This is a genomic window from Streptomyces atratus, assembly GCF_014648655.1.
GTDB classification, from domain to species: domain Bacteria; phylum Actinomycetota; class Actinomycetes; order Streptomycetales; family Streptomycetaceae; genus Streptomyces; species Streptomyces atratus.
Genome location: NZ_BMRN01000026.1, coordinates 23,714 through 43,765 on the forward strand (window position 1 = coordinate 23,714; position 20,052 = coordinate 43,765).

At 68.1% G+C, this 20,052-nt stretch carries 16 protein-coding genes, 2 tRNA genes, 2 pseudogenes and 1 riboswitch; of the genes and pseudogenes, 10 read left to right on the forward strand and 10 right to left on the reverse strand.

Features of this window, described 5'->3' with window-relative positions; translation table 11 throughout:
• Nucleotides 1–77: 77 nt before the first annotated feature.
• The 5 genes from IEZ15_RS29910 to IEZ15_RS29930 form a co-directional block, all read right to left on the reverse strand.
• A complete protein-coding gene (locus IEZ15_RS29910) occupies nt 78–1,256 on the reverse strand; it encodes a M23 family metallopeptidase (RefSeq protein WP_229846180.1) in 1,179 nt (392 codons plus the stop codon).
• A gap of 11 nt (nt 1,257–1,267) precedes the next feature.
• Nucleotides 1,268–1,420, reverse strand: a riboswitch (cyclic di-AMP (ydaO/yuaA leader).
• Between the two features lie 334 nt (nt 1,421–1,754).
• Nucleotides 1,755–2,843 (reverse strand): PP2C family protein-serine/threonine phosphatase, encoded by a 1,089-nt coding sequence (locus IEZ15_RS29915; protein ID WP_189280217.1) that lies wholly within the window; start codon nt 2,841–2,843, stop codon nt 1,755–1,757.
• A gap of 313 nt (nt 2,844–3,156) precedes the next feature.
• Nucleotides 3,157–3,230 (reverse strand) — tRNA-Met (locus IEZ15_RS29920).
• A gap of 152 nt (nt 3,231–3,382) precedes the next feature.
• Nucleotides 3,383–4,582 carry an SPFH domain-containing protein gene (locus IEZ15_RS29925; RefSeq protein WP_114245685.1) on the reverse strand — a complete coding sequence of 400 codons (1,200 nt, stop codon included), beginning with the start codon at nt 4,580–4,582 and terminating at the stop codon, nt 3,383–3,385.
• 96 nt (nt 4,583–4,678) lie between these two features.
• Nucleotides 4,679–4,900 (reverse strand): NfeD C-terminal domain-containing protein, encoded by a 222-nt coding sequence (locus tag IEZ15_RS29930; protein ID WP_093894655.1) that lies wholly within the window; start codon nt 4,898–4,900, stop codon nt 4,679–4,681.
• 275 nt (nt 4,901–5,175) lie between these two features.
• Between IEZ15_RS29930 and IEZ15_RS29935 the strand changes: the two genes are divergently transcribed.
• From IEZ15_RS29935 to IEZ15_RS29970, 8 genes are all read left to right on the forward strand, one after another.
• Complete coding sequence (locus tag IEZ15_RS29935; protein WP_189280178.1) at nt 5,176–5,586, forward strand: SHOCT domain-containing protein; 411 nt, start codon at nt 5,176–5,178, stop codon at nt 5,584–5,586.
• A gap of 227 nt (nt 5,587–5,813) precedes the next feature.
• On the forward strand, nt 5,814–7,199 hold the full coding sequence (locus tag IEZ15_RS29940) for an FAD-binding oxidoreductase (protein WP_189280179.1): 1,386 nt from the start codon (nt 5,814–5,816) through the stop codon (nt 7,197–7,199).
• A gap of 332 nt (nt 7,200–7,531) precedes the next feature.
• On the forward strand, nt 7,532–8,410 hold the full coding sequence (locus IEZ15_RS29945; RefSeq protein WP_229846182.1) for a COG4705 family protein: 879 nt from the start codon (nt 7,532–7,534) through the stop codon (nt 8,408–8,410).
• Nucleotides 8,411–10,118: 1,708 nt separating this feature from the next.
• Nucleotides 10,119–10,457: a MerR family transcriptional regulator gene (locus tag IEZ15_RS29950; RefSeq protein WP_189280180.1), complete on the forward strand. Its 339-nt coding sequence runs from the start codon at nt 10,119–10,121 to the stop codon at nt 10,455–10,457.
• 765 nt (nt 10,458–11,222) lie between these two features.
• Entirely contained in the window at nt 11,223–11,426 is a 204-nt protein-coding gene (locus IEZ15_RS29955; RefSeq protein ID WP_030304224.1) for a cold-shock protein, read from the forward strand.
• 320 nt (nt 11,427–11,746) lie between these two features.
• Nucleotides 11,747–13,261 (forward strand): DEAD/DEAH box helicase, encoded by a 1,515-nt coding sequence (locus tag IEZ15_RS29960; RefSeq protein ID WP_189280181.1) that lies wholly within the window; start codon nt 11,747–11,749, stop codon nt 13,259–13,261.
• A gap of 44 nt (nt 13,262–13,305) precedes the next feature.
• Entirely contained in the window at nt 13,306–13,710 is a 405-nt protein-coding gene (locus tag IEZ15_RS29965) for a CBS domain-containing protein (RefSeq protein WP_189280182.1), read from the forward strand.
• A gap of 54 nt (nt 13,711–13,764) precedes the next feature.
• The gene (locus IEZ15_RS29970; RefSeq protein WP_189280183.1) at nt 13,765–14,076 is read left to right on the forward strand and encodes an SCO5918 family protein; all 312 of its coding nucleotides are present in this window, start codon (nt 13,765–13,767) and stop codon (nt 14,074–14,076) included.
• A 636-nt stretch (nt 14,077–14,712) separates the two neighbouring features.
• Here IEZ15_RS29970 and IEZ15_RS29975 read toward each other — a convergent pair.
• Nucleotides 14,713–15,351 (reverse strand): annotated as a pseudogene (locus IEZ15_RS29975) (NsdA family TPR-like regulatory protein); the annotation flags it as partial.
• Between IEZ15_RS29975 and IEZ15_RS45200 the strand changes: the two are divergent.
• A pseudogene (locus tag IEZ15_RS45200) lies at nt 15,348–15,584 on the forward strand (site-specific integrase); the annotation flags it as partial. The pseudogenes IEZ15_RS29975 and IEZ15_RS45200 sit on opposite strands and share 4 nt — an antisense overlap.
• Nucleotides 15,585–15,618: 34 nt before the next feature.
• On the opposite strand, the gene IEZ15_RS29980 reads toward IEZ15_RS45200, so the two are convergent.
• A tRNA-Lys gene (locus IEZ15_RS29980) sits at nt 15,619–15,691 on the reverse strand.
• Nucleotides 15,692–15,782: 91 nt separating this feature from the next.
• Nucleotides 15,783–17,336: an amino acid permease gene (locus IEZ15_RS29985; RefSeq protein WP_189280184.1), complete on the reverse strand. Its 1,554-nt coding sequence runs from the start codon at nt 17,334–17,336 to the stop codon at nt 15,783–15,785.
• Between the two features lie 125 nt (nt 17,337–17,461).
• Here IEZ15_RS29985 and IEZ15_RS46490 point away from each other — a divergent pair, with 125 nt between their 5' ends.
• Nucleotides 17,462–17,590 carry a hypothetical protein gene (locus IEZ15_RS46490; protein ID WP_268250443.1) on the forward strand — a complete coding sequence of 43 codons (129 nt, stop codon included), beginning with the start codon at nt 17,462–17,464 and terminating at the stop codon, nt 17,588–17,590.
• 50 nt (nt 17,591–17,640) lie between these two features.
• Here the strand turns inward: IEZ15_RS46490 and IEZ15_RS29990 are convergent, their stop codons facing one another.
• Nucleotides 17,641–17,886 carry a hypothetical protein gene (locus IEZ15_RS29990; RefSeq protein ID WP_189280185.1) on the reverse strand — a complete coding sequence of 82 codons (246 nt, stop codon included), beginning with the start codon at nt 17,884–17,886 and terminating at the stop codon, nt 17,641–17,643.
• A 16-nt stretch (nt 17,887–17,902) separates the two neighbouring features.
• A complete protein-coding gene (locus tag IEZ15_RS29995) occupies nt 17,903–19,993 on the reverse strand; it encodes an FG-GAP repeat domain-containing protein (protein WP_229846183.1) in 2,091 nt (696 codons plus the stop codon).
• Nucleotides 19,994–20,052 lie beyond the last annotated feature (59 nt).

Here is a 20,052-nt window from a genome sequence, read left to right on the forward strand (position 1 = left end):
GGTGAGCGCCAGGACTGCCGGGGTTCAACGGCCTGTGAACCGGATCGGATCACGAAGGCCGGGAGGCGGCCGGCGGATCAGAGGTTGAGGCCCTTGTCGCGCAGCCAGGCCATCGGGTCGATGCCCGTACCGTCGGGGGTGTGGACCTCCAGGTGGAGGTGCGCGCCCGTGACATTGCCGGTCGCGCCGACCCGGCCGATGGTCTCACCGGTGCTGACCTTCTGGCCGACACTGACGCCGATCGAGGACTGGTGGCAGAACCACACCTCGGTACCGTCGTCGAGCTCCAGCACCGTGCGGTAGCCGTAGGAACCGGACCAGCCTGCCGACTTGATGGTGCCGCCGTGTACGGCCTTGATCGGGGTGCCGGTCGGCGCCGCGAAGTCGAGGCCGGTGTGGTGGCCGGAGGACCACATCGGGCCGGCCTGGCCGAAGGTCGAGGTGATCGTGTACGAGGAGGTCGGGATGGCGTAGCTGGCGGCGAGCTTGGCGAGCCGCAGGGCCTCGGCCTTCGCCTTGGCTTCCTCCTCCGCCTTCTTCTTCTCGGCGGCGGCCTTGGCCTCGGCCGCGTCCTGCTGCTTCTTGGCCTCGGCGGCGGCCTTCTCCGCAGCCGCCTTCTCCTGGGCCGCCTTGGCCTCGGCGGCGGCGGCGTCCTGCTGCTGCTCGGCCTGCTGGAGGATGCGGGCGCGGAGTGTCTCACCCGCGTCCGTCGCGCCCTGCTCGGCCTCGGCGGTGGTGAGGCCGGCGGTGGTGAGCGGGGCGGCAGCGGCGGCAGCGGACTTGTCGGCCTCGGACTCACCGGAGAACAGAGAGCCCACGCCGGGAAGGGACTTGGCGTCGGGGAGGTTGTCCGAGATGGAGTCGGGAAGGGAGATGGAGACCGGCGGCTTGCTCTGCGCGGTGGCCATGCCGCCCGCGCCGACTGCCGCGATGACTCCGACCCCGAGCACCGTGGAGCTACGAGCAAGTCCGTTGCGCTGCTTGGTGACGCGGTGCTTGCCGCGTACAGGGCGGACGGACTCCTCGGTGGGGTTCCACTCGTCCCAGCTTCTGTCGGGCTCACCGTTGCCGTCGGCGCGGAATTCGCTGCCGGACTCACCGGCGAAGCCGCCGCCCGTCTCGGCGCCGAACACCATTCCCGTCCCGGCGGTTCCGTAGCCGGAGCCGAAATCGGATCCGAAGTCAGCGCCGCAGTCGGAACTGAACTCGGGGTTGAACCGAGAGGGGGCCTCGGGGGCAGGCTTGTTGGACGCCACGGGGGCGCACTCCTTTCCTTCCTTCTCGCCTACCGGGTTAGCTGACGGGTTCGGAGCAGGAAGGTCTCCTACGGGCGCCTCTGCCTCTCACGAGACACAGGTGTCCGATTCACCCCATGTAGGTGGTTCCCCGGTTCCCTTGCGGAATTCGGCGCTCGCGCGCGGTGCCGCCACTGACGACGGCTGGGACGACCGCGCTGCGTTATCGAACGTTAATAGACACACGGGTCTGATTCCAAGCTGTTCCCACTGATCGTTCAGGTCTTTGGCCTGGACTTTACGGGACACAACCGGCTGGAACCGGACGAGTTGATCGCCCCTCAGCCATTACCCGCCTTCTGACGTTGCGTCAAATGTTATGCGGAGCGACGCCTTTCGGTTACGCACGGTGGCATCCCGCGTCCAAGGCCGTGCCCCGGTCCGCGCGAAACATCGGCCTGCACGAGTCACCCGGCCCGCACGAAGCATTCGATCCGCGCGTTGCACCCGCCCCACCCGTCACATCGTTTCCAGGCCCACGATCTTCACGGTCCTGCGCCGGTCCGGCTGCCCCTCCGCGGGACGTACGACCGCGAGCAGCGCCATGTCGTCGGTCGTCTCGCCTCCCGTGTGCAGCCGCACGTCATCGGTCAGCGCGGACAGCAGCTCCTCGGGCCCCGGAAAGATCCGCCCGCGCAGCCGGGCCGCCGGTTCGTAGAAGACCCCAGCGGCGTTCCGCGCCTCGGAGAGGCCGTCGGTGTAGAGGAGCAGGGTCGTCCCCGCCGGCAGATCCCACTCGTCCGCCCGGTCGGGCCACACCCCCAGGTCCATCCCGAGCGGCAGCGCGGGCACCGTGGGCCCCAGCACCTCCACCGCCCCGTCCGGGTGCAGCAGGATCGGCTCGGGGTGACCGCGGTTGACGATCCGCACCCGGGACACCCCGGACGGAATCTCGGCCAGGACGGCAGTGATGAAGCCCTCGACCGCGTCCAGCCCGCCCCGCGCCCCCTCCCGCGCCAGCGCCCGCTCCAGCCGCTGCGCCACGCCCTCCAGCGAACGCTCCTGTTCGGCCGCCTCCCGGAACGCCCCGATGGCAACCGCCACCGACTCCACGGCGTCGAGCCCCTTCCCCCGTACGTCCCCGACCACCAATCGCACCCCCTGGGGGGTGTCCGCCACGGCGAACAGGTCACCGCCGACGAACTCGTCCGCCTGCGCCGCTTCGTACCGCGCCGCCACATGCAGCCCACCGATCCGGTCGGACGGCTTCGGCAACACCGCCCGCATGGCGGTCTCCGCGATGACCCGCGCGGAGGCCAGCTGCTCATTGCCGCGCCGTACGACCGCGTTGATCACGACCGCGAGGACCGAAACGGTGGCCAGGGTGAGCAACTCGATCAACGGCACGGCCAACGGCAAGGAGTTGCTGTACAGCCGCAGCACGGTGACGGCCACCATCGAGGCAATGCCGATACAGATGGTGCTGGACAGCGAGAAGAACGGCGCGGCGATCAGCGGCGCCGCCACGAACAGCGGAATGGCGGTGAAGATCGGCGGGGTGAGGAGATCGAACACAAGCCCGCCGAGGATCATCAGGGCGGGCAGCATGCGGACGAACCGCTGGGAACGGGTGCCGCCCTCGGCATGTCTGCCGCGCCGCTTCAGCCGCTTCCACACCTGTGGTCTCCTGCCCGGTACGCGCGCGGCTGCGGACGGTACCGCGCCCCACCCCAGGCTCGCCGGAGCGGAGCCGTGCGGCGACTCCTCATCGACTAATGGAGGTACGTACGTGGTACAGCTCACACACCGCCCGGACCTGCTCCTTCATGGGCCCGCAGGCCGGCCGTGCCACGTCCCGGAACGCGACGCGGAATTGATTCAGGCCCGGCACGCTGCATGCGTGCCGGGCCTGAATCTTCAGTAGCGGGGACAGGATTTGAACCTGCGACCTCTGGGTTATGAGCCCAGCGAGCTACCGAGCTGCTCCACCCCGCGTCGGTAAACACAACTGTACGGCATGTCCGGCGCGCGAATGACCACTCGGCTGATCACGGCCACTCGGCGCCCGGTCCGGCTCCCCGCGTGGTCACGGCGAACAGCGCGGCTCCGGCCACCTCGGTTCGTTTCGGCGATACGAGTAGTGGCCTTCAGTTCGTCTCGGTGATGCGAGGTGTGGCCTTCCCGTCGACCGCCGGGGACTTCATCGGGTTCGCGCCGCGTTGCAGCGAGTGGAGGATCGCCAGCCCCTGGCTGACCACGCCCGCCGCCATCTCATTGACACCATTGGTGCCGTTGAGAACGGTGAGGTCGGCCCCCGACATGCCTCGGGCGGCCGCGTCGGCCAGGGCGGGCAGGTTCTCCACGATGCGGTTGGCCGCGATGAGCTCCTGGTTGCCGTCGCGCAGCGAGGTGGCGCGCACGCTGTTGGCGTCGGCCTGCGCCTGGGCGAGGGTCCGTTCGGTGTACGCACTGCCGTCGGCCTCGAACTTCACCCGGTCACGGGCCGCTTCCGCGAGAGTGCGCTGACGGTACGCCTCGGCATCCGCCGGACGCCGGACCTCCGCTTCGAGCCGTTGCGCGGCGAGTGCGGCCTGCCGCTCGGCCAGCGAGGTCTGCTCCTCGATGACCTCCTGCGAGGCCCTGGCCTGGGCGAGCGGTCCGGCCTGTGCGGCGCGGGCGTTGTACTGCTCGGTCTCGGCGAGGAAGCCGGCCCGCTTGATCGCGGTGTCACGTTCGTACTCCGCCTTGAGCGCGGCGGCCTGCTGCTCGCGCTGGCTGGCTTCCTGGTCGGCCTTGGCCTCGGCGATCCGGGCCTGGCTGGCGACCGCGGCGGCGTGCGGGGCGGCGAGGTTGTTGATGTAGCCGGTGGCGTCGTCGATCTCCTGGATCTGGAGGGCATCCACCACGATGCCGAGCTTCTCCATCTCGCCGTGGCTGCCCGCGATGACCTCCTGGGAGACCCGGTTGCGCTCACGGATGATCTGCTCCACGGTCAGCCCGCCGACGATGGAACGCAGGTGACCGGCGAAGATCCGGCCGGCGAGCTCCTCCATCTGTTCCTGCTCGGACAGGAAGCGACGTGCGGCGTTGGCGATGGAGACAGCGTCGTCACCGACCTTGAAGACGGCGACGGCCCGGACGTTGAGGCGGATGCCCTGCTGCGTCACACAGTCCTCGGTGATCTCCGCCTCGCGCAGCGCCAGAGAGAGCATGCGCGCCTTCTGCTTCACGGGGAGCACGAAACTGCCGTGTCCGGTGACGATCCGGAACTGGGTGTCCAGCGTCTGCCCCTTGGAACCGGATATGAGCATCGCCTCGTTGGGGGCGGGAACGTGCCAGAAGAACATCGGAAGACTCCTGCCGTACGTGACTGCCCGACGTACCTACGTCACCGCTCGACGCAGATACCTCCCTGCTCGGCGTGGTGACGTCATTGCATCGGCTCAGGAAGGCAGTCGTTCCACGATCACGCCCCGCGCCGAGACCGAGTCGACGACAACGACGCGTACGTCCCTGTCGATCGACGTCGCCGACCATGCGGTGTAGGCCTCCGACCCGCCCCGTACGGCCACCAGCACTTCACCCGGACCATCGGCCGGAATCGGCACGGTGACGCGGCCGATCGCCCCGACCGGGCTCCGGGCGGACTCATCTGCCGTGTGCATGCGCCCTCGCGAACGTCCCTGCGTACGCCTGCTCACGCCGCTCTGCACGTCGCATCCCACGCCGCTGTCCACGCCGTTTCCCACGCCGCATCATGAACACGAGGCGACCCCGCCTCCTGGAGGTCCGAGCCTCCCTCGACACTTCCACGGTACTCCGCACCCGCCCCGGAGGACGGCCCCGAACGACAACGAGCGAGGGTAGTTATGTAGTGATATGACTGATTTACCATTCAGCCAGCCGACGCGATGAACTCGCGGTGACCGGGGAGCCGACAGTGGACGATTACCCCCTGCTCAACCTCTTCTGGACCATGCTCTGGTTCTTCCTCTGGATCATGTGGCTGTTCCTGCTCTTCAAGGTCATCTCGGACATCTTCCGCAGCGACGACCTCGGCGGCTGGGGCAAGGCCGGCTGGCTGATCGTGGCCCTGGTGCTGCCGTACCTCGGCGTCCTCGTGTACGTGATCGTGCGCGGCAAATCCATGGGGAAGCGGGACATCAAGGAGGCGCAGCAACGTGAAGCGGCCTTCAAGGCGTACGTACGGGAAGCCGTCGGCACCTCCGGCGCGAGCGGCCCGCAGAAGGGCGGTCACGTCGACGACCTGGCGAAACTCGCCGAGCTGAAGGACAAGGGAGCCATCACGGACGAGGAGTACCAGCGGGCGAAGACGAAGCTCCTCGTCTGAGCGCATCCCCGCAGCCGTGACGCGTATGTCTCCCTCCGCCCGGTCCGGCGAACTGGCACGGCTCCCGGACCGCGGGGAGGCTTGAGACATCAGCCCACAGTGGCCGCTTCCGCCCGCGGTTTGGGGGTGCCGGAGCGTCGGCGTACAGCCGCACACTCCGACGGCCCGACAGGGCGGGCCGGGCGGAGTGCGGTCCCCGTCTCGGCGAGCAGGGAGATGGCCGGACCATGAACGGCACCACGGAAACCCTGGACGCGATGCGGAACGCGCTGCGCGGTCCCGTCATCGGTCCGCAGGACCCGGAGTACCGAACCGCTCGCACGATCTACAACGCCATGATCGACAAACGTCCGGCGGCCGTGGTGCGGTGCCGCGACACGGCGGACGTCATGGCCGCGGTCGACTTCGTCCGGGACGAGGGCCTCGTGCTCGCGGTCCGCGGCGGCGGGCACAGCGCCGCCGGCCTGTGCCTGGCGGACGACGGCGTCACCATCGACCTGTCACCCATGCGCTGGGCACACATCGACGCCACCGCGCGAACGGCCACGGTCGGCGGCGGCGCCACGCTCGGCGACCTCGACCACGCAGCGCACGCCTTCCAACTGGCCACCCCCGCCGGAATCCAATCGACCACCGGCGTCGGCGGCCTCACCCTCGGCGGCGGCCACGGCCACCTCACCCGCAGATACGGCCTGACGGCCGACAACCTGCTGGCCGCGGACGTGGTCCTGGCGAACGGCACCGCGGTGACGGCGAGCGACACCACCCACCCCGACCTGTTCTGGGCGCTGCGCGGCGGGGGCGGCAACTTCGGCATCGTCACCTCCTTCACCTTCCGGATGCACCCGGTGGACACCGTGGGCGTCGCCATCACCCTCTGGCCGGTCGACCGGACCCCCGAAATACTGCGCTGGTACCGCGACTTCCTGCCACAGGCCCCCGAGGACCTGAACGGCTTCTTCGCCGCGCTCACCGTGCCACCCGGTCCGCCCTTCCCCGAGGAGATCCACGGCCAGAAGATGTGCGGTGTCGTGTGGTGCTGGACGGGCGACCCCGATCTCCTCGAAGCCACCCTGAAGCCCGTGAACGACCCCGGCGCGCCCGCCTTCCACTTCACGGCGCCGATGCCCTACACCGCCCTGCAGGCCATGTTCGACGAGCTGCTCCCTGCCGGCCTGCAGTGGTACTGGCGCGGCAACTTCTTCGACCGGATCACCGACGACGCCATCGCCGTACACGCCAAGTACGCCGAGAACCTCCCCACCGACCTGTCGACCACGCACCTGTACCCGGTCGACGGCGCCGCCCACCGGCCGGGCCCGGACGACACCGCCTGGGCTTACCGGGACGCGGTCTGGTCCGGCGTGATCGCGGGCATCGATCCGGACCCGGACAACGCCGAGAAGCTCAGGCAGTGGTGCGTCGACTACTGGGAGGAGCTGTACCCGCACTCCATGGGCGGTACGTACGTGAACTTCATCGGCGCGGGCGAAACCCCGGACCGGGTACGCGCCACCTACCGCGACCACTACGACCGCCTCGCGGCCGTCAAGCGTGCCTACGACCCGCACAACTTCTTCCACGCCAACCAGAACATCGAGCCGGCGGTCTGACCCGGCTGCATCGCGGGCCCCTGAGTCGCCGTCAGCCGGACCGGCCGTCAGCACCACATCACCGTAGGCCCCTTCCGGACCCATACGCGCGTAGCCCCGCGCCCGGTATCCGGTAACGGCCGCATACAGCTCACCGCCCACGGGAGTGTCACACCGTCTACATCGCTGTAGACGGTCTACGTTGCACGGGCACAGAGATGCGGCGAGAGGCCGGCGCGCAGGCGTGTCCGGAGCGCGAGCCGGGCGCCCGAGGCCGTTCACCGCTGTCACACAACAACGGGTCGCCCACTGCCCGCGCAGTGAAGCGCCGAACGGTCGGTCAGGAGTGCGCTTTGGGACAGTCGGAATTCCTCACCGCGGTGGATGTCGCCAGTGAGCGCCGGTACGTGATGAAGAAGCTCCCGGAGGTCACTCTGGCCTTCTGGATCATGAAGATCGCCGCCACCACCCTCGGTGAGACGGCCGGAGATCTGTTCTCCCAGACGCTGCGACTGGGCTATTTCCTCACCACGATCGCACTGTTCCTGGTGTTCATGCTGACGTTGGTGATGCAGCTGCGGTCCAAGCGCTACAACCCGTTCTTCTACTGGACGGTCATCCTGTCCACGAGCATGGCCGGCACCACCATGTCGGACTTCATGAACCGTGACGCCGGCGCCGAGTACCTCACGGCGGGCACGACCTCGCTGGGCTGGGGCCCGCAGGGCCTGGGTCTCGGGTACCCCGCGGGTGCCGCGATCCTGATCTCCCTGCTGATCGCCGTCTTCATCGCCTGGAAGCTCACCGGACAGACCTTCGCCATCCGCGACATCGTCACCTTCCGTGGCGAGGCCCTCTTCTGGTCCGCGATCCTGGTGTCGAACACACTGGGCACGTCCATGGGCGACTTCCTCTCCGACAGCTCCGGCCTCGGCTACGCCGGCGGCGCCCTGCTCGTCGCAGCGCTCCTGGCCGTACTCGCCGCCCTGATGAGGGTGCCGGCCGTCCCCAATGTCGCGCTGTTCTGGATCGCCTTCGTCCTCACCCGCCCCTTGGGCGCCACCGCCGGTGACTTCCTCACCAAGCCTGCCGCCAAGGGCGGCCTCGATCTCGGCACACCGGGTTCCTCGGCCGTACTCCTGGTCATCCTCCTCGGCCTCATGGCCCACGCCCACGCGCAGGAGCGCAAGAACACCGCCCAACGGGGCGAACACGACGCCCGGCTGTCCTGACCACACGTTCCTCTGTTGTGCGCGACCGCAACGGCTCGCCCGGCCCTCCGAGACGTCTCTTCCAGCCGATCTCGATGCTGAGTTGCCAACCCCAGTTCCTCGCGGGGACCGGCGCAAGATCCCCCGTACGACGAAGCGCCCCGCCCGGCAGAAACCGGTCGGGGCGCTGAGCCGCAGGTCAGAGGGGTGTCCCCCTCACCCGCCACGTGCAGGCCGTGTGGGACTCGAACCCACAACCAACGGATTAAAAGTCCCGGCAGGGTCCTGCCGGGACTTCCGCCAGCTTCCACGCTGGTCCAGAAATGCCTAGTCAGAGGCATGTCGCATGCTGGCCGGTCCAAGGTTGTGTGCGCCATATCAGCACGTCCGCTCACGCATCGCTCACGCATCCTGGCCCCGCTGAAGACGACCGAGCCAGCACACCTTCCAAATGTTCATCAGGGATCCGAGGTGGGTCGGTGGGCGTGCCGGCCTGGAGCGGAGAGGTCGGCAGGTGGGTTCCTCAACGATCCCGGACACCGGTGGATGGGACCAGAACTGAGACCGCGGCGCGGCCGGAGCCTTGCCGGTCAAGAGCAGACAGCAGTCAGCCGTGGCGGGTTCGAGTTTGAACCAGCGGCCCCTTTGTCCCAAATGAGGTTCGGCGAAGATCGTGACCTGCGAGGAAATCCCGGGCGCTCCGGCGCACGCTGGCAATGCATGCCGTGGAGAGGGCAGTTGCCACGTTGACGCTCATTGTGTTCATCAGGCCACCCTGGTCTCTGGATCGTCACGCAGGTCCTATCTGGCGGCGCTTGTGCCCGGCCTGCGGTGTGTCAACCGCACGAGCCCCCGCGTGTCCTGAGCGATCATCCGCATGGCCAGACGTGGCGACTGCGGTGTTCGCGGCGTCGAGGCTGCGCGTAACGGCGCTGGTCGGAGCGGGCGAGCCTGGCTGGAGCGGGGCCGCCGCACACCCCTTCCGTGGCCGAGGCCGACTATCTCTCCGCCCGGGTAACGGAAATCTATGTCGGCCAGAGTAGACATTGGGTGGTGGTGTGGTTATGGTTTCTCTCGTAGCCCAGAGAGACAGCAGGGCCCGGCAGAGACGAACTGCCGGGCAGCAGTAACCGCAGTTGCAGTTCGCAGGACGGTGCGGTGGTGGAGTTCCGAAGCCAGGGTTGTTGCAGGACGGCGACGGGACTGGCGACCGGACCGGGTGGCCCGCAGTGGTCAGGGGCCGCCGTGAGCAGTACCCGCAAGTGCAGTACGCAGCAGTGAAGTCAGTGAGCAGCACCTCGGTGAAGGCGTCGGCTGCGGACGCGCGCACCGGGAGGTTCGGCAGTGGGGTTCTAAGCCAGAGCAGATGCAGGACGGGCGACGGGGCTGGCTGTCGAAAAGTGGCGCTGGCACAGGCCACAGAGCAGTACGCAGGAGAGCAGTACCAGCAGTAGGTAAGTGATGATCCCAGAGGGAAGAACGGAGGAGCCAGGCGCCATCAGGATCGCCCGGGTGGAAGTTTTGAGCCCGGGTACCGCAGGACATCGATAGCGAGGTGGTCTCCGGTCAAGCAACCGCGATCCCCGCACCCCCGACAACTTCCAGGTCGGGTCAGCGGAAATAGAAGGCCGGCGCAGTATCAGGGTCGGCAGATGGTGTAGCAGTTCCTTCGGGGCTCGGGTGCCGTACGGCACCCGAGCCCCTCCACGCGTTCCACAGAGAGGTGCAAATGACAGCAGACGACTCGTTCGGCCGTCTCAACGACGACGACTACCCTGCCTACACGATGGGTCGGGCCGCCGAGATGCTCGGTACCACACAAGGTTTCCTCCGCGCCATCGGAGAAGCCCGCCTGATCACCCCGCTGCGTTCCGAGGGCGGCCACCGGCGCTACTCCCGCTACCAGCTGCGCATCGCCGCACGCGCCCGCGAACTCGTCGACCAGGGCACCCCCATCGAGGCCGCCTGCCGCATCATCGTCCTCGAGGACCAGCTCGAAGAAGCCCAGCGCATCAACGCCGAATACCGCCACGCCGCCGAATCAGAGAACCCGACGACCGCGGGCTGACGCGTGGCTTCTGGGTCAACTGCCTTGACCAGGATGTTCCCTTCGCCCACATCTTCGTCGTGGGCGTTCTGCTGCGGCGGAGGAGCCAGGGTAACCGCCTCCGTCTGCCGCATGTCGTAGGACGCTTCATCGGCAGGAAGGTGTGAGGCAAGGGCCGCGGGAACTGTGAAGTGGTTTGACGCGCAGAACGGCTGCGGCTTCACCGCCCGGACAGTGGCGGCTCGGACGTGTTCGCCCACCGTACGGCGATCAGCCCGCGCGCGGAGCGTACTGCTGCCCCGGGCAGGTCCTGCTGTCCGACTGGTTCGCACGAACGGTGGGTGTCGGCCGCCTTCAGTCTCAGTCCATGGTGGTGGGATCTGGGGCACTCGTGAGAGCGCCGCGCAGCAGCGCTGCGCTGATCTGCGTCGGGACCCGTATACGAGCTGATGGGCCGCCGTAAACGACGACCGCTCTTCCTGGAACGCTGCGTTCCGGATGGATCAATATCTATGACCGCGAGACGAGAGTTTAATGTGCCGCGCGGACAGTGTGTTTACTGCAACGGGCAGAGCGGAATTATTGACCGTACACAGGCCGCTACCGCATGCTACTGTCGATCTCAGTTGCAGTCGTGGTTCCCAAAAACCTCAACGCCTTTCGTCGGCATTTTTAGCCGCGGGGAGCGTTTTGTATTTCCGGTCATCTCCGGGCGGGGCATCATCGCGGCGACCCGGTATCCGTGGATTGCGGGTTCCGGCGTACTGCCCCACAAGGAGATATGACATGGCGTCTGGCACTGTGAAGTGGTTCAACGCGGCCAAGGGTTTCGGCTTCATCGAGCAGGACGGTGGCGGCGCTGACGTGTTCGCCCACTTCTCGAACATCGCCGCTCAGGGCTTCCGTGAGCTGCTCGAAGGTCAGAAGGTCACCTTCGACATCGCGCAGGGCCAGAAGGGCCCGACGGCTGAGAACATCGTTCCTGCCTGACGCTGAAGCGCACTTCGTAGCTGGGGCCCGCATCCCTCGGGGTGCGGGCCCCAGCTACGGGCATTCCCCGGGGCTTCCCTGTGGGGCAACGACGCCCGCAGATCCCTCTCCAGGAACGCGGACCTCTTTGAAGATGCACCCGTAGACATCCGGGATCTCACGTCCGCATGACGTCACCCATTTCATCGCCTGCACTTGCACCGGATTCACCGCGGGCCAGATCTGCTTTCGCATTTCGTTCGGCTCGTTCTTGTGATTCCCCGCGCTGTTCTTCTGCTGCGAGAATTCCTTGATACGTGCCGTATCAAGGAAGGTTCTGAATGAACCCCTCACGTACGAACAACCGCTCCTCCCGCAGCCGTACCGGTCGTCCCGCCTTCGGCTCCGGCGCCGGTTCGCACCGGGGCAACCGCTTCGGCACGCCCGCCCCGAGCCGTTCCGGAGGGCCGAGCCGCCCAGGCGGCCGCGGCCGGCGGCCCGCGGCGGCCTCGGGCGAGTTCGCCCTGCCCAAGACGATCACTCCCGCGCTGCCCGCCGTCGAGGCGTTCGCCGACCTCGACATGCCCGAGCAGTTGCTGGCCTCGCTCACCGCGCAAGGCATGAGCGTCCCGTTCCCGATCCAGGGCGCGACCCTGCCCAATACCCTCGCGGGCCGCGACGTCCTCGGTCGCGGGCGCACCGGCTCCGGCAAGACCCTCGCCTTCGGCCTGGCCCTGCTGGCCCGCACCGCCGGGCAGCGCGCCGAGCCCGGCCAGCCGCTGGCCCTGATCCTCGTGCCGACGCGTGAACTGGCACAGCAGGTGACCGACGCTCTTACCCCCCACGCACGCTCGGTGAGGCTGCGCCTGGCCACTGTCGTCGGCGGAATGCCGATCGGCAGGCAGGTCAGCGCGCTGCGCCGTGGTGCCGAAGTCGTCGTCGCGACGCCGGGCCGCCTCAAGGACCTCATCGACCGGGGTGACTGCCGGCTGAACCAGGTCGCGATCACCGTCCTGGACGAGGCCGACCAGATGGCCGACATGGGCTTCATGCCACAGGTCACCGCGCTCCTGGACCAGGTCCGCCCCGAGGGCCAGCGGATGCTGTTCTCCGCCACACTCGACCGCAACGTCGACCTCCTGGTCCGCCGCTACCTCACCGACCCGGTCGTCCACTCCGTCGACCCGTCCGCAGGGGCGGTCACCACGATGGAGCACCACGTACTGCATGTCCACGGCGCCGACAAGCACCGGATGACGACGGAGATCGCGGCGCGCGAGGGCCGGGTGATCATGTTCCTGGACACCAAGCACGCTGTCGACCGGCTGACGCAGAATCTGCTGAGCAGCGGGGTGCGGGCCGTCGCCCTGCACGGCGGGAAGTCGCAGCCGCAGCGCACCCGGACCCTGGCCCAGTTCAAGACCGGGCATGTCACTGTGCTCGTCGCGACGAACGTCGCGGCGCGCGGTATTCACGTCGACAATCTCGACCTCGTTGTCAACGTCGACCCGCCGACCGACCACAAGGACTACCTCCACCGCGGCGGCCGTACCGCGCGGGCCGGCGAGTCCGGCAGCGTCGTCACTCTGGTCACCCCCAACCAGCGCCGCGACATGAGCCGCCTCATGGCAGCCGCCGGCATCGTGCCGCAGACCACTCAGGTCCGCTCGGGCGAGGAGGCACTCAGCCGGATCACCGGCGCCCAGACCCCCTCCGGCATTCCCGTGACGATCACCACGCCGGTGGCCGAGCGACGTCAGCGCAGCCGCAGCGCGGCCTCCCGCGGTCGACGCAGCCCCGCTTCGACTGCCCGGCGCACGATCGTGCGGCAGTCCTCCTTCGACGCGGCGGCCTAGAACCCTTGATCAGAAAACTGGCCCATCTCTGCAGGAGGCACATCTTGGCACTGGTTCAGATGCAACCCCGCCCGGCGAGCGCCACCCCCGCGCACAGGACAGTGGCCGACACCATGGACACGGCCGGACCGCAGGTCTGCGACGACATGACCATCGAAGTCGCCCTGGCCGTCATGACCAGTGCCCGCACCGAGCACCTGCTCGTCTGCGACAACGACGGCCTGTGCACCCAACTGGTCACCCAGGCCCAGCTCGCCGCGGTCCGTGACAGCCCCGCGTACACGGACCGGGTCCAGCTACGCGACATTCTCGACAACCGCGGGCCGTTCACCTCACCCGCTAGCACGATCGCCGAAGCCCAGCACGCGATGCGCGGCCGCCGGCCCGGTGCCCTGCCGGTCGTCGACGAGCAGGGCAGCGCTCCGGGCGTCCTCGCCCTTGCCCACTGAACCGTCTCACCGCGGCGAAACCATTCCCCTTCATTCTTCTCCCTGTGAGGCATCATGCGCTGTGTCATCGCCCGCTTCCCGTTCGACCTCACCAAGAGCGGCGTCCTGGAATCCATGAAGGGCATCAAGCCCGAACAGGTCATCGGCGAGTCCGTGATCATCGGCCGCCGCACCTACCCCGTCAAGCAGGTCGGGCAGGTCATCACACGCCAGGACCGCCGCGATTTCAGCGCCGGCGAAATCCTCCGGGCCATGACCCAACTCGGCTTCACCTGCCCCGGCCTTCCCCACACCGCCGCGCCCACGCGCGTCCTCAACCCGTTCCAACAGGCTTCCGCGATGCTCGGCGCCCCTGCCGCCGCCTGACCGACGCGCAGGCGCAAGCCGCCACCAAAACAACAGTGAGGGTCCTCAGCGCGCAGCAGTGGATTCAGTGGTCGGAGTAGCTGAAGTCGCCCATGGTCCAAGCGCTGACGTCATCGATCGCCACCAAGACCTCCGACACCCGATGCCTCCAGACTGCTTCGGGAGTCAGCCGCCTCGAACGGCGACGGGCCGCGAACGCGGTGAGCGGCGAGGAAGCCGTCGAGGCTTCGACGCTCCTTCGGTGAGGGGGAGATCCAGCCTGTCGGTTGGGGTCGTCTGGTCAGCGTCTCGCCTCTCGGCGGACAACCGTTCGCCCCCGACGAGGCCGCAGGAGAGCGGCCCCCTGGCCGACTGGGCCGCTTGGGTTACCACGTGCGGCGCGTCGTCCTCGGGGCCGCTCTGAAAAGCACGGCGAGCGCTACCTCGCGGCACTCAACGCCGGTGAATCAGCAGACGCACACGAAGCCGCTGTCGCGGTTAATCAAGTGCTGGAAGAGCAGGGCGCCGGCGGAAACGAGACGGGTCCGTAACTGGAAGCCTGACCGCCCTGCCGGCCAGATCCTGCTTGCCTGACCCGCGCGCCGCCCAGACGGGGAGGGCAGTGCGGCGCCCGCCTCATCGCCCTCTCCAGGGTCACTACCCCTTCAGCGTCGCGACCTGGCGAGCGCGTTCGCCGAGTTCTCTTACGGCCCGGACCTTCCGGTGGGGAGCGAGCCGCTTCCGCATCGTCTCGAAGTGCTCGTCGCCGCGAGCGGTTGACAAGCCCACGTAGTCGTCGAGGAACGTATTCCAGGTGCTGCACGCCTCCTCGATGTGTCCCAGTTCGTACTGGCGTTGGGCCATCACGCCGTTGGCGTGGAGTCGGCCCTGCCGTTCCTGTTTGGGTTGTGCCCGGACCGAGCTCTTCAGAGCCGCGATCGAGCCCGCCAGGTCTTTCGTCTCGTCGAGGACGTGGGCGACGTGGAACTGGTAGGCCGCTTGGTCGTATCCGCCGACAGCATCTCGGCGTGAGTCGGCCTTCGAGAGCGCTGCTTCGGCTTCACGCAGGCGAGTGAATGCCTGCTTCCGGTCGCCGACCATGGCTGCCGAGTGTGCCTGCTGACCTCGAAGGAACGCCACCAGCCGCGGGCCGGCCTTGGGTGCAGCTTCGGCAGCTGAGTCCGCGAGCTTCAAGGCCATCTGCCCATGGCGCAGATGTGATGCCTGAAGGCTCATGCCGCGCAGAGTGCGGCAGTAGGTGACGTGGTCAGCAGCAGCCTTGGCGAGGTTCAACGATCAAGGAGACGCTGCGCCACTCCACGATCACGCTCACGTCGGACACGTACACAAGCCTGCTGCCCGAGGTCGACAAAGCCGCGGCAGAAGCCGCCGCCGCGCTGGTGCCACGTGCCCGTAAGGCCCCCTCCGTAGCCTCTGCTGCCGGGCCGTCCGCTCACGCATCGCTCACGCACGAGGCCGGGAAAGACGAAGCGCCCCGACCGGATGAAACCGATCGAGGCGCTAAGTAGCAGGCCAGAGGGGGTTTTCCCTCGCTGCCGGCGGTAGGCCGTGTGGGACTCGAACCCACAACCAACGGATTAAAAGTCCGCTGCTCTGCCAATTGAGCTAACGGCCCTCGGCGAATCACCCCTGAGCATAGCCCGCCGGGGCCCGGCCGCCGATCGGGTATCGGTTGCCGGGCCCCGTCGCGACGGAATCAGGAGCCTTCAGAGGGGCTTCACCGGGGTGTCGGCGGAGCTTCCATGAGGTTCGTCGGGGGCGGTAGTGCGTTTGTGATTCGGGTTGAGGAACCAGTGACGGGCAGAGGCCAGCCACCACGTCGCGGCGAAGCCGAGGACCACCAGGACCGCGATCGGGGCGTAGTTGAACGTCTCCCAGGTGACCGGCGAGACCTGCGGCAGCATGAAAAGCACTGTGATGATCAGGACCCAGGCCACCGCGACGACGCCGATCGGGCGGGACCAGCGGCCCAGGTGCCAGGGCCCCGGGGTGAAGTCGTCGCCCCGGAGCAGGCGGAGCAGAGTGGGGATGACGTAGGCGATGTACAGGCCGATCACGGCGATCGAGGTCACCGCCGCGTACGCCGTGACGTTGATCAGGTACGGAAGGCCCAGCGCCAGGGCGCCGAGGGCGGCGAGCCAGACCGCGGCGACAGGGGTGCGGGTGCGGGGGCTGACCGTGTGCCAGACGCGGGAGAAGGGCAGGGCCCCGTCCCGGGAGAAGGCGTAGATCATACGGCTGTTGGCGGTCACGGACGCCATCCCGCAGAAGAGCTGCGCGCCGATCACGACCAGCAGCAGGAGCTTGCCAGTGGTGGCTCCGAGTGCGTCCAGGAGGATCTGGGCGGGCGGGGCGCCGGTCGGGGAGTTCAGCGCTCCGTCGTACGACTGGATGGCGAACGTGAAGCCGAGAAGGAGAACGAAGCCGGCGATCCAGGAGGTCCAGATCGACTGGACGATGCCGCGCGGGCCTGCCATGGCCGCGTCGTGGGTCTCCTCCGTCATATGGGCGGAGGCGTCGTAGCCGGTGAAGGTGTACTGCGCCATCAGCAGGCCGATCATCACTACGTAGAAGCCGCTGCCCCAGCCGGTGTTGTTCACGAACTCGGTGAGGACGAACGACGCCGACTGATGCTTGTCCGGCGCGAAGGTCAGGGCGCCGACGATGACCGCGACCCCGAGGACGTGCCACCACACGCTCACGCTGTTCAGGATCGCGACGATCCGTACGCCGAAGGTGTTGAGCAGGCCGTGGAGCAGCAGGATCGCGGCGAAGAGCAGGATCGTACGGGCGGGCGTGACCGCGAAGTCGAACTGGAGGTTCAGATACGCGCCCAGGAAGGACGCCGCGCCGAAGTCGATCCCGGCCGTGACGGCGACCTGGCCGAGGACGTTGAACCAGCCCGTGAACCAGGCCCAGGCCGCCGCCGATCGCGGCGGGGCCAGCCGGTGGGCCCAGAAGTAGAGGCCGGCGGAGGTCGGGTACGCCGAACAGATCTCGGCCATCGCCAGGCCGACGAACAGCGTCATCAGGCCGACGCCGACCCAGCCCCAGGTGATGACGGCGGGGCCGCCGGTGTTCATGCCGAAGAGGTAGAGCGTGAGGCATCCGGAGAGCACCGAGATGATCGTGAACGAGACGGCGTAGTTGGAGAATGCCGACATACGCCGGGCCAGCGTCTGCGTGTACCCGAGCTGCGCAAGACGCTCCTCGTCGGAAACGCCCGGTGGTGGCCTGTCCTCGCCGGTGCCTGTTGTCATGTCCCCAGCGATGCCCTCGCCTCGGAGCACACATGCGGTCGCCATGGTTACGACTGGGAAAACATGCCGGGCAACACGCGGCATGGCAACGGGACGGGCGCGGCCCGAGGCCGCGCCCGGCGCCCGTGGCGTACAACGCCGTGTCGCCCGTCGACGCCGGCACCGGCTTGCCGTACGAGGCCGGCATCGCCCGGATCTCCACCGAGACCCCGCCCCGGCGCGTGGCCGCGTCGTACGCCGGGTGGCTGCGATAGCGCGGATCGCTGCTGCCGCCCCGGAGCTGACCGCTCTTCAGGTCGTATTCCTACTCCATGTCCCTACTGTTGCGGCCGGTGAAGCAGTCGGGGGTGGCCAGGGTCCGGGTCCTGGACAGCGTGATACCCGTGCAGGCCCGGTGGGAGCCGTCCACGTAGTCGTCGTAGTAGAGCGCGATGAGCCACGAGGAGACCGTCGTGGCCGCCCGGGTCTGCGGCGCGGGGCCCAGCAGCCCGGCGAGCACGGCACCGGCAGCGACCATGGTGGTGAGTGCCCGGCCGGTCCCTGGTCGCATCCGCTTCTCATGCGCATCAGAAGATCCCCTTGTAGACCTGCCACCCCGTGGCAATCTTCGTACGCGAGCCGAACGATCCCTTGCCGTTGCCGTTGTTGCGGTAGAGATTGCCGGAGCTGTCCCGCTCGACGAGGTCGGCCTTCCCGTCACCGGTGATGTCTCCCACCCCGACGATGGTGTTGTACGAGGCGCCCCACGCGGAGAAGACCTTCACCCGTTCCTTCAGCTTCCCGGTGGCGGTGCCGTCGTAGCGGTAGAGCGTGCCGTCCTTGTGACGGGCCAGCACATCGCCGTACCCGTCGCCGTTGAGGTCTCCCGCGCCCACGATCTTCGTGTAGCCGGTCCAGGACGAACGGATCTTGACGCCGGCTTTCAGCTTGCCGTGGCCGTCGTTGGCGAAGAGGTAGATGTCGCTGGTCGACGCCTTGCGCGCGAGCAGGTCGGTGCGACCGTCACCGGTCAGATCGCCGGGCGCGGTCAGGACGTTGTACGCGTTCCAGCCCGTGCCCAGCGAGGTGTGGCTGCTGTTCGGCGTGTACGGGTCGCCGCACTTTCCGGCGTACCGGCGCAGTTCCCCGTTCGGCATCCGTACGAGCATCTCGGCGCACCGGTCGCTGCCCATGTCCCCGAACGGGACGGCCACCGTGCCCTTGGGCCAGCCGGAACCGGAGCGCTTCCAGTCGAACCTGCCCTTGCCTTCGGTGTAGTGGAGGGTCAGGGCACCTGCGGAGTTGAACGTGACCAGCTCGCCGAAGTCGCTGCCGCCCTGGTCGTGGTGGCCCGGGAGGCCGCCGCCGACCAAGATCTTTCCGCTGGTGGTGTACGTGCCGTCGCCCTCTGCGGCCCTGGCGGTCAGCGTCCAGGTGTGGACCTCATTGGCCGGGTAGCCGCCCGTGTCCGTCCGGCCGTCCCAGTCGACCTCGACCTCGGCGCCGGGTCCGCCGGAGAAGGTGCGGACCGTGCGCCCGCGGGCGTCCTTCACCACGAAGGTCCAGGTCGCAGGCTTGTTGAGCTGCCAGGTACTGTTCCAGGCCGGGGAGTGTCCGTTGTCGACGCCCTTGATGTCGATGGAACCGTCGCCGAGATCCGACTCGATGACCGCCAGCGACTGCGAAGGCACCTCGCTCCGCACGATGCGGATCGCCTTGTCCGGTCCGACGTACGCGATGTCGCCGCCGAACTTGTCCACCGCCCAGGTCAGCCTGCGCTGGTCGGCGGTGCTGCCCGCGGGCAGATCCGCGATCTCCCGGGATGCCGCGGACCTACCGGTGTGGAAGTCGGTGAGCACCAGTTTCCCGGCGGTCCGGTCGTGCTGGACGAGATAGCCGTCGCCTACGAGCGCGGCACCGGACGCAACGGTGAGGCTCTTCTTCGCCGTACGGTCGTACACGCCGGCGGCACCGCTCGTACCGCAGTTCCAGTAGATCCAGCGGCCGACGGTCTGAAGTTCCTTGATCACACAGGGCGCACCGGTGGCGACCGTCTCGACGACCTTCTTCCGTTCGAGGTCGGTCGCGGTGACGGCTCCGGTGGTGGAACCGGCCGTCCACAGAACAGAACCCCATACCGAGGCGGCGGTGATGGACCGGGTCATCCGCACATTCGTCGTGCGGTATTCGGAGACGTCGTCGATGTACTGCTTGCCGGTCGACGCCGCGTTGTAGACGAAGTAACGTCCGGTGGCGTCCACGAACCGACCACCCGTCACACCGGGCTCGTCGGACGAGTGGTAGCTGTTCGCCGTCAGCCAGATCTGGGCATACTCCTGGCCGTTGTCGACGGCGAAGCGGCCCAGATTACCGTTCCCGGTGGCACGCAGTGGTACGCAGAAACCGGCGTCGCAGGGCACGCGCTTGATGTGATCGCCGGTCGCGTAGGTGCCGACGAACCCCATCGAGGTCCGGTCGCCGGCCGTCGTCCCATCCGGGGCGATCCGGCGCGCGTAGGCGTACTGGAGGCCGTTCGCCGCGACTTCCACCGTGTTCAGCGTTCCGCCGGCGAAGTCGATGCCCCAGACCCCGTCCGTCTGCACGGGGGTCGACGCGTCCGCGGCCCCGGCGCTCGGCATCGTTCCGAGACCGGCCGCGACCACGGCGAGAGCAGCCAAGGCGGCACGACGCCGCCCGATGGAACGGCTGCGTGGAAAAGCAGGGCGAGCCAAAAGGA

Excerpts from the sequence above, each read along its gene's own strand:
- IEZ15_RS29915 (WP_189280217.1), bottom strand. The coding sequence starts at position 2,843 with ATGCTGCCCGCCCTGATGATCCTCGGCGGGCTTGTGTTCGATCTCCTC.
- IEZ15_RS29925 (WP_114245685.1), bottom strand. The coding sequence starts at position 4,582 with ATGTTCTTCTGGCACGTTCCCGCCCCCAACGAGGCGATGCTCATATCC.
- IEZ15_RS29930 (WP_093894655.1), bottom strand. The coding sequence starts at position 4,900 with ATGCACACGGCAGATGAGTCCGCCCGGAGCCCGGTCGGGGCGATCGGC.
- IEZ15_RS29940 (WP_189280179.1), top strand. The coding sequence starts at position 5,814 with ATGAACGGCACCACGGAAACCCTGGACGCGATGCGGAACGCGCTGCGC.
- IEZ15_RS29950 (WP_189280180.1), top strand. The coding sequence starts at position 10,119 with ATGACAGCAGACGACTCGTTCGGCCGTCTCAACGACGACGACTACCCT.
- IEZ15_RS29955 (WP_030304224.1), top strand. The coding sequence starts at position 11,223 with ATGGCGTCTGGCACTGTGAAGTGGTTCAACGCGGCCAAGGGTTTCGGC.
- IEZ15_RS29960 (WP_189280181.1), top strand. The coding sequence starts at position 11,747 with ATGAACCCCTCACGTACGAACAACCGCTCCTCCCGCAGCCGTACCGGT.
- IEZ15_RS29970 (WP_189280183.1), top strand. The coding sequence starts at position 13,765 with ATGCGCTGTGTCATCGCCCGCTTCCCGTTCGACCTCACCAAGAGCGGC.
- IEZ15_RS29985 (WP_189280184.1), bottom strand. The coding sequence starts at position 17,336 with ATGACAACAGGCACCGGCGAGGACAGGCCACCACCGGGCGTTTCCGAC.
- IEZ15_RS29990 (WP_189280185.1), bottom strand. The coding sequence starts at position 17,886 with ATGCGACCAGGGACCGGCCGGGCACTCACCACCATGGTCGCTGCCGGT.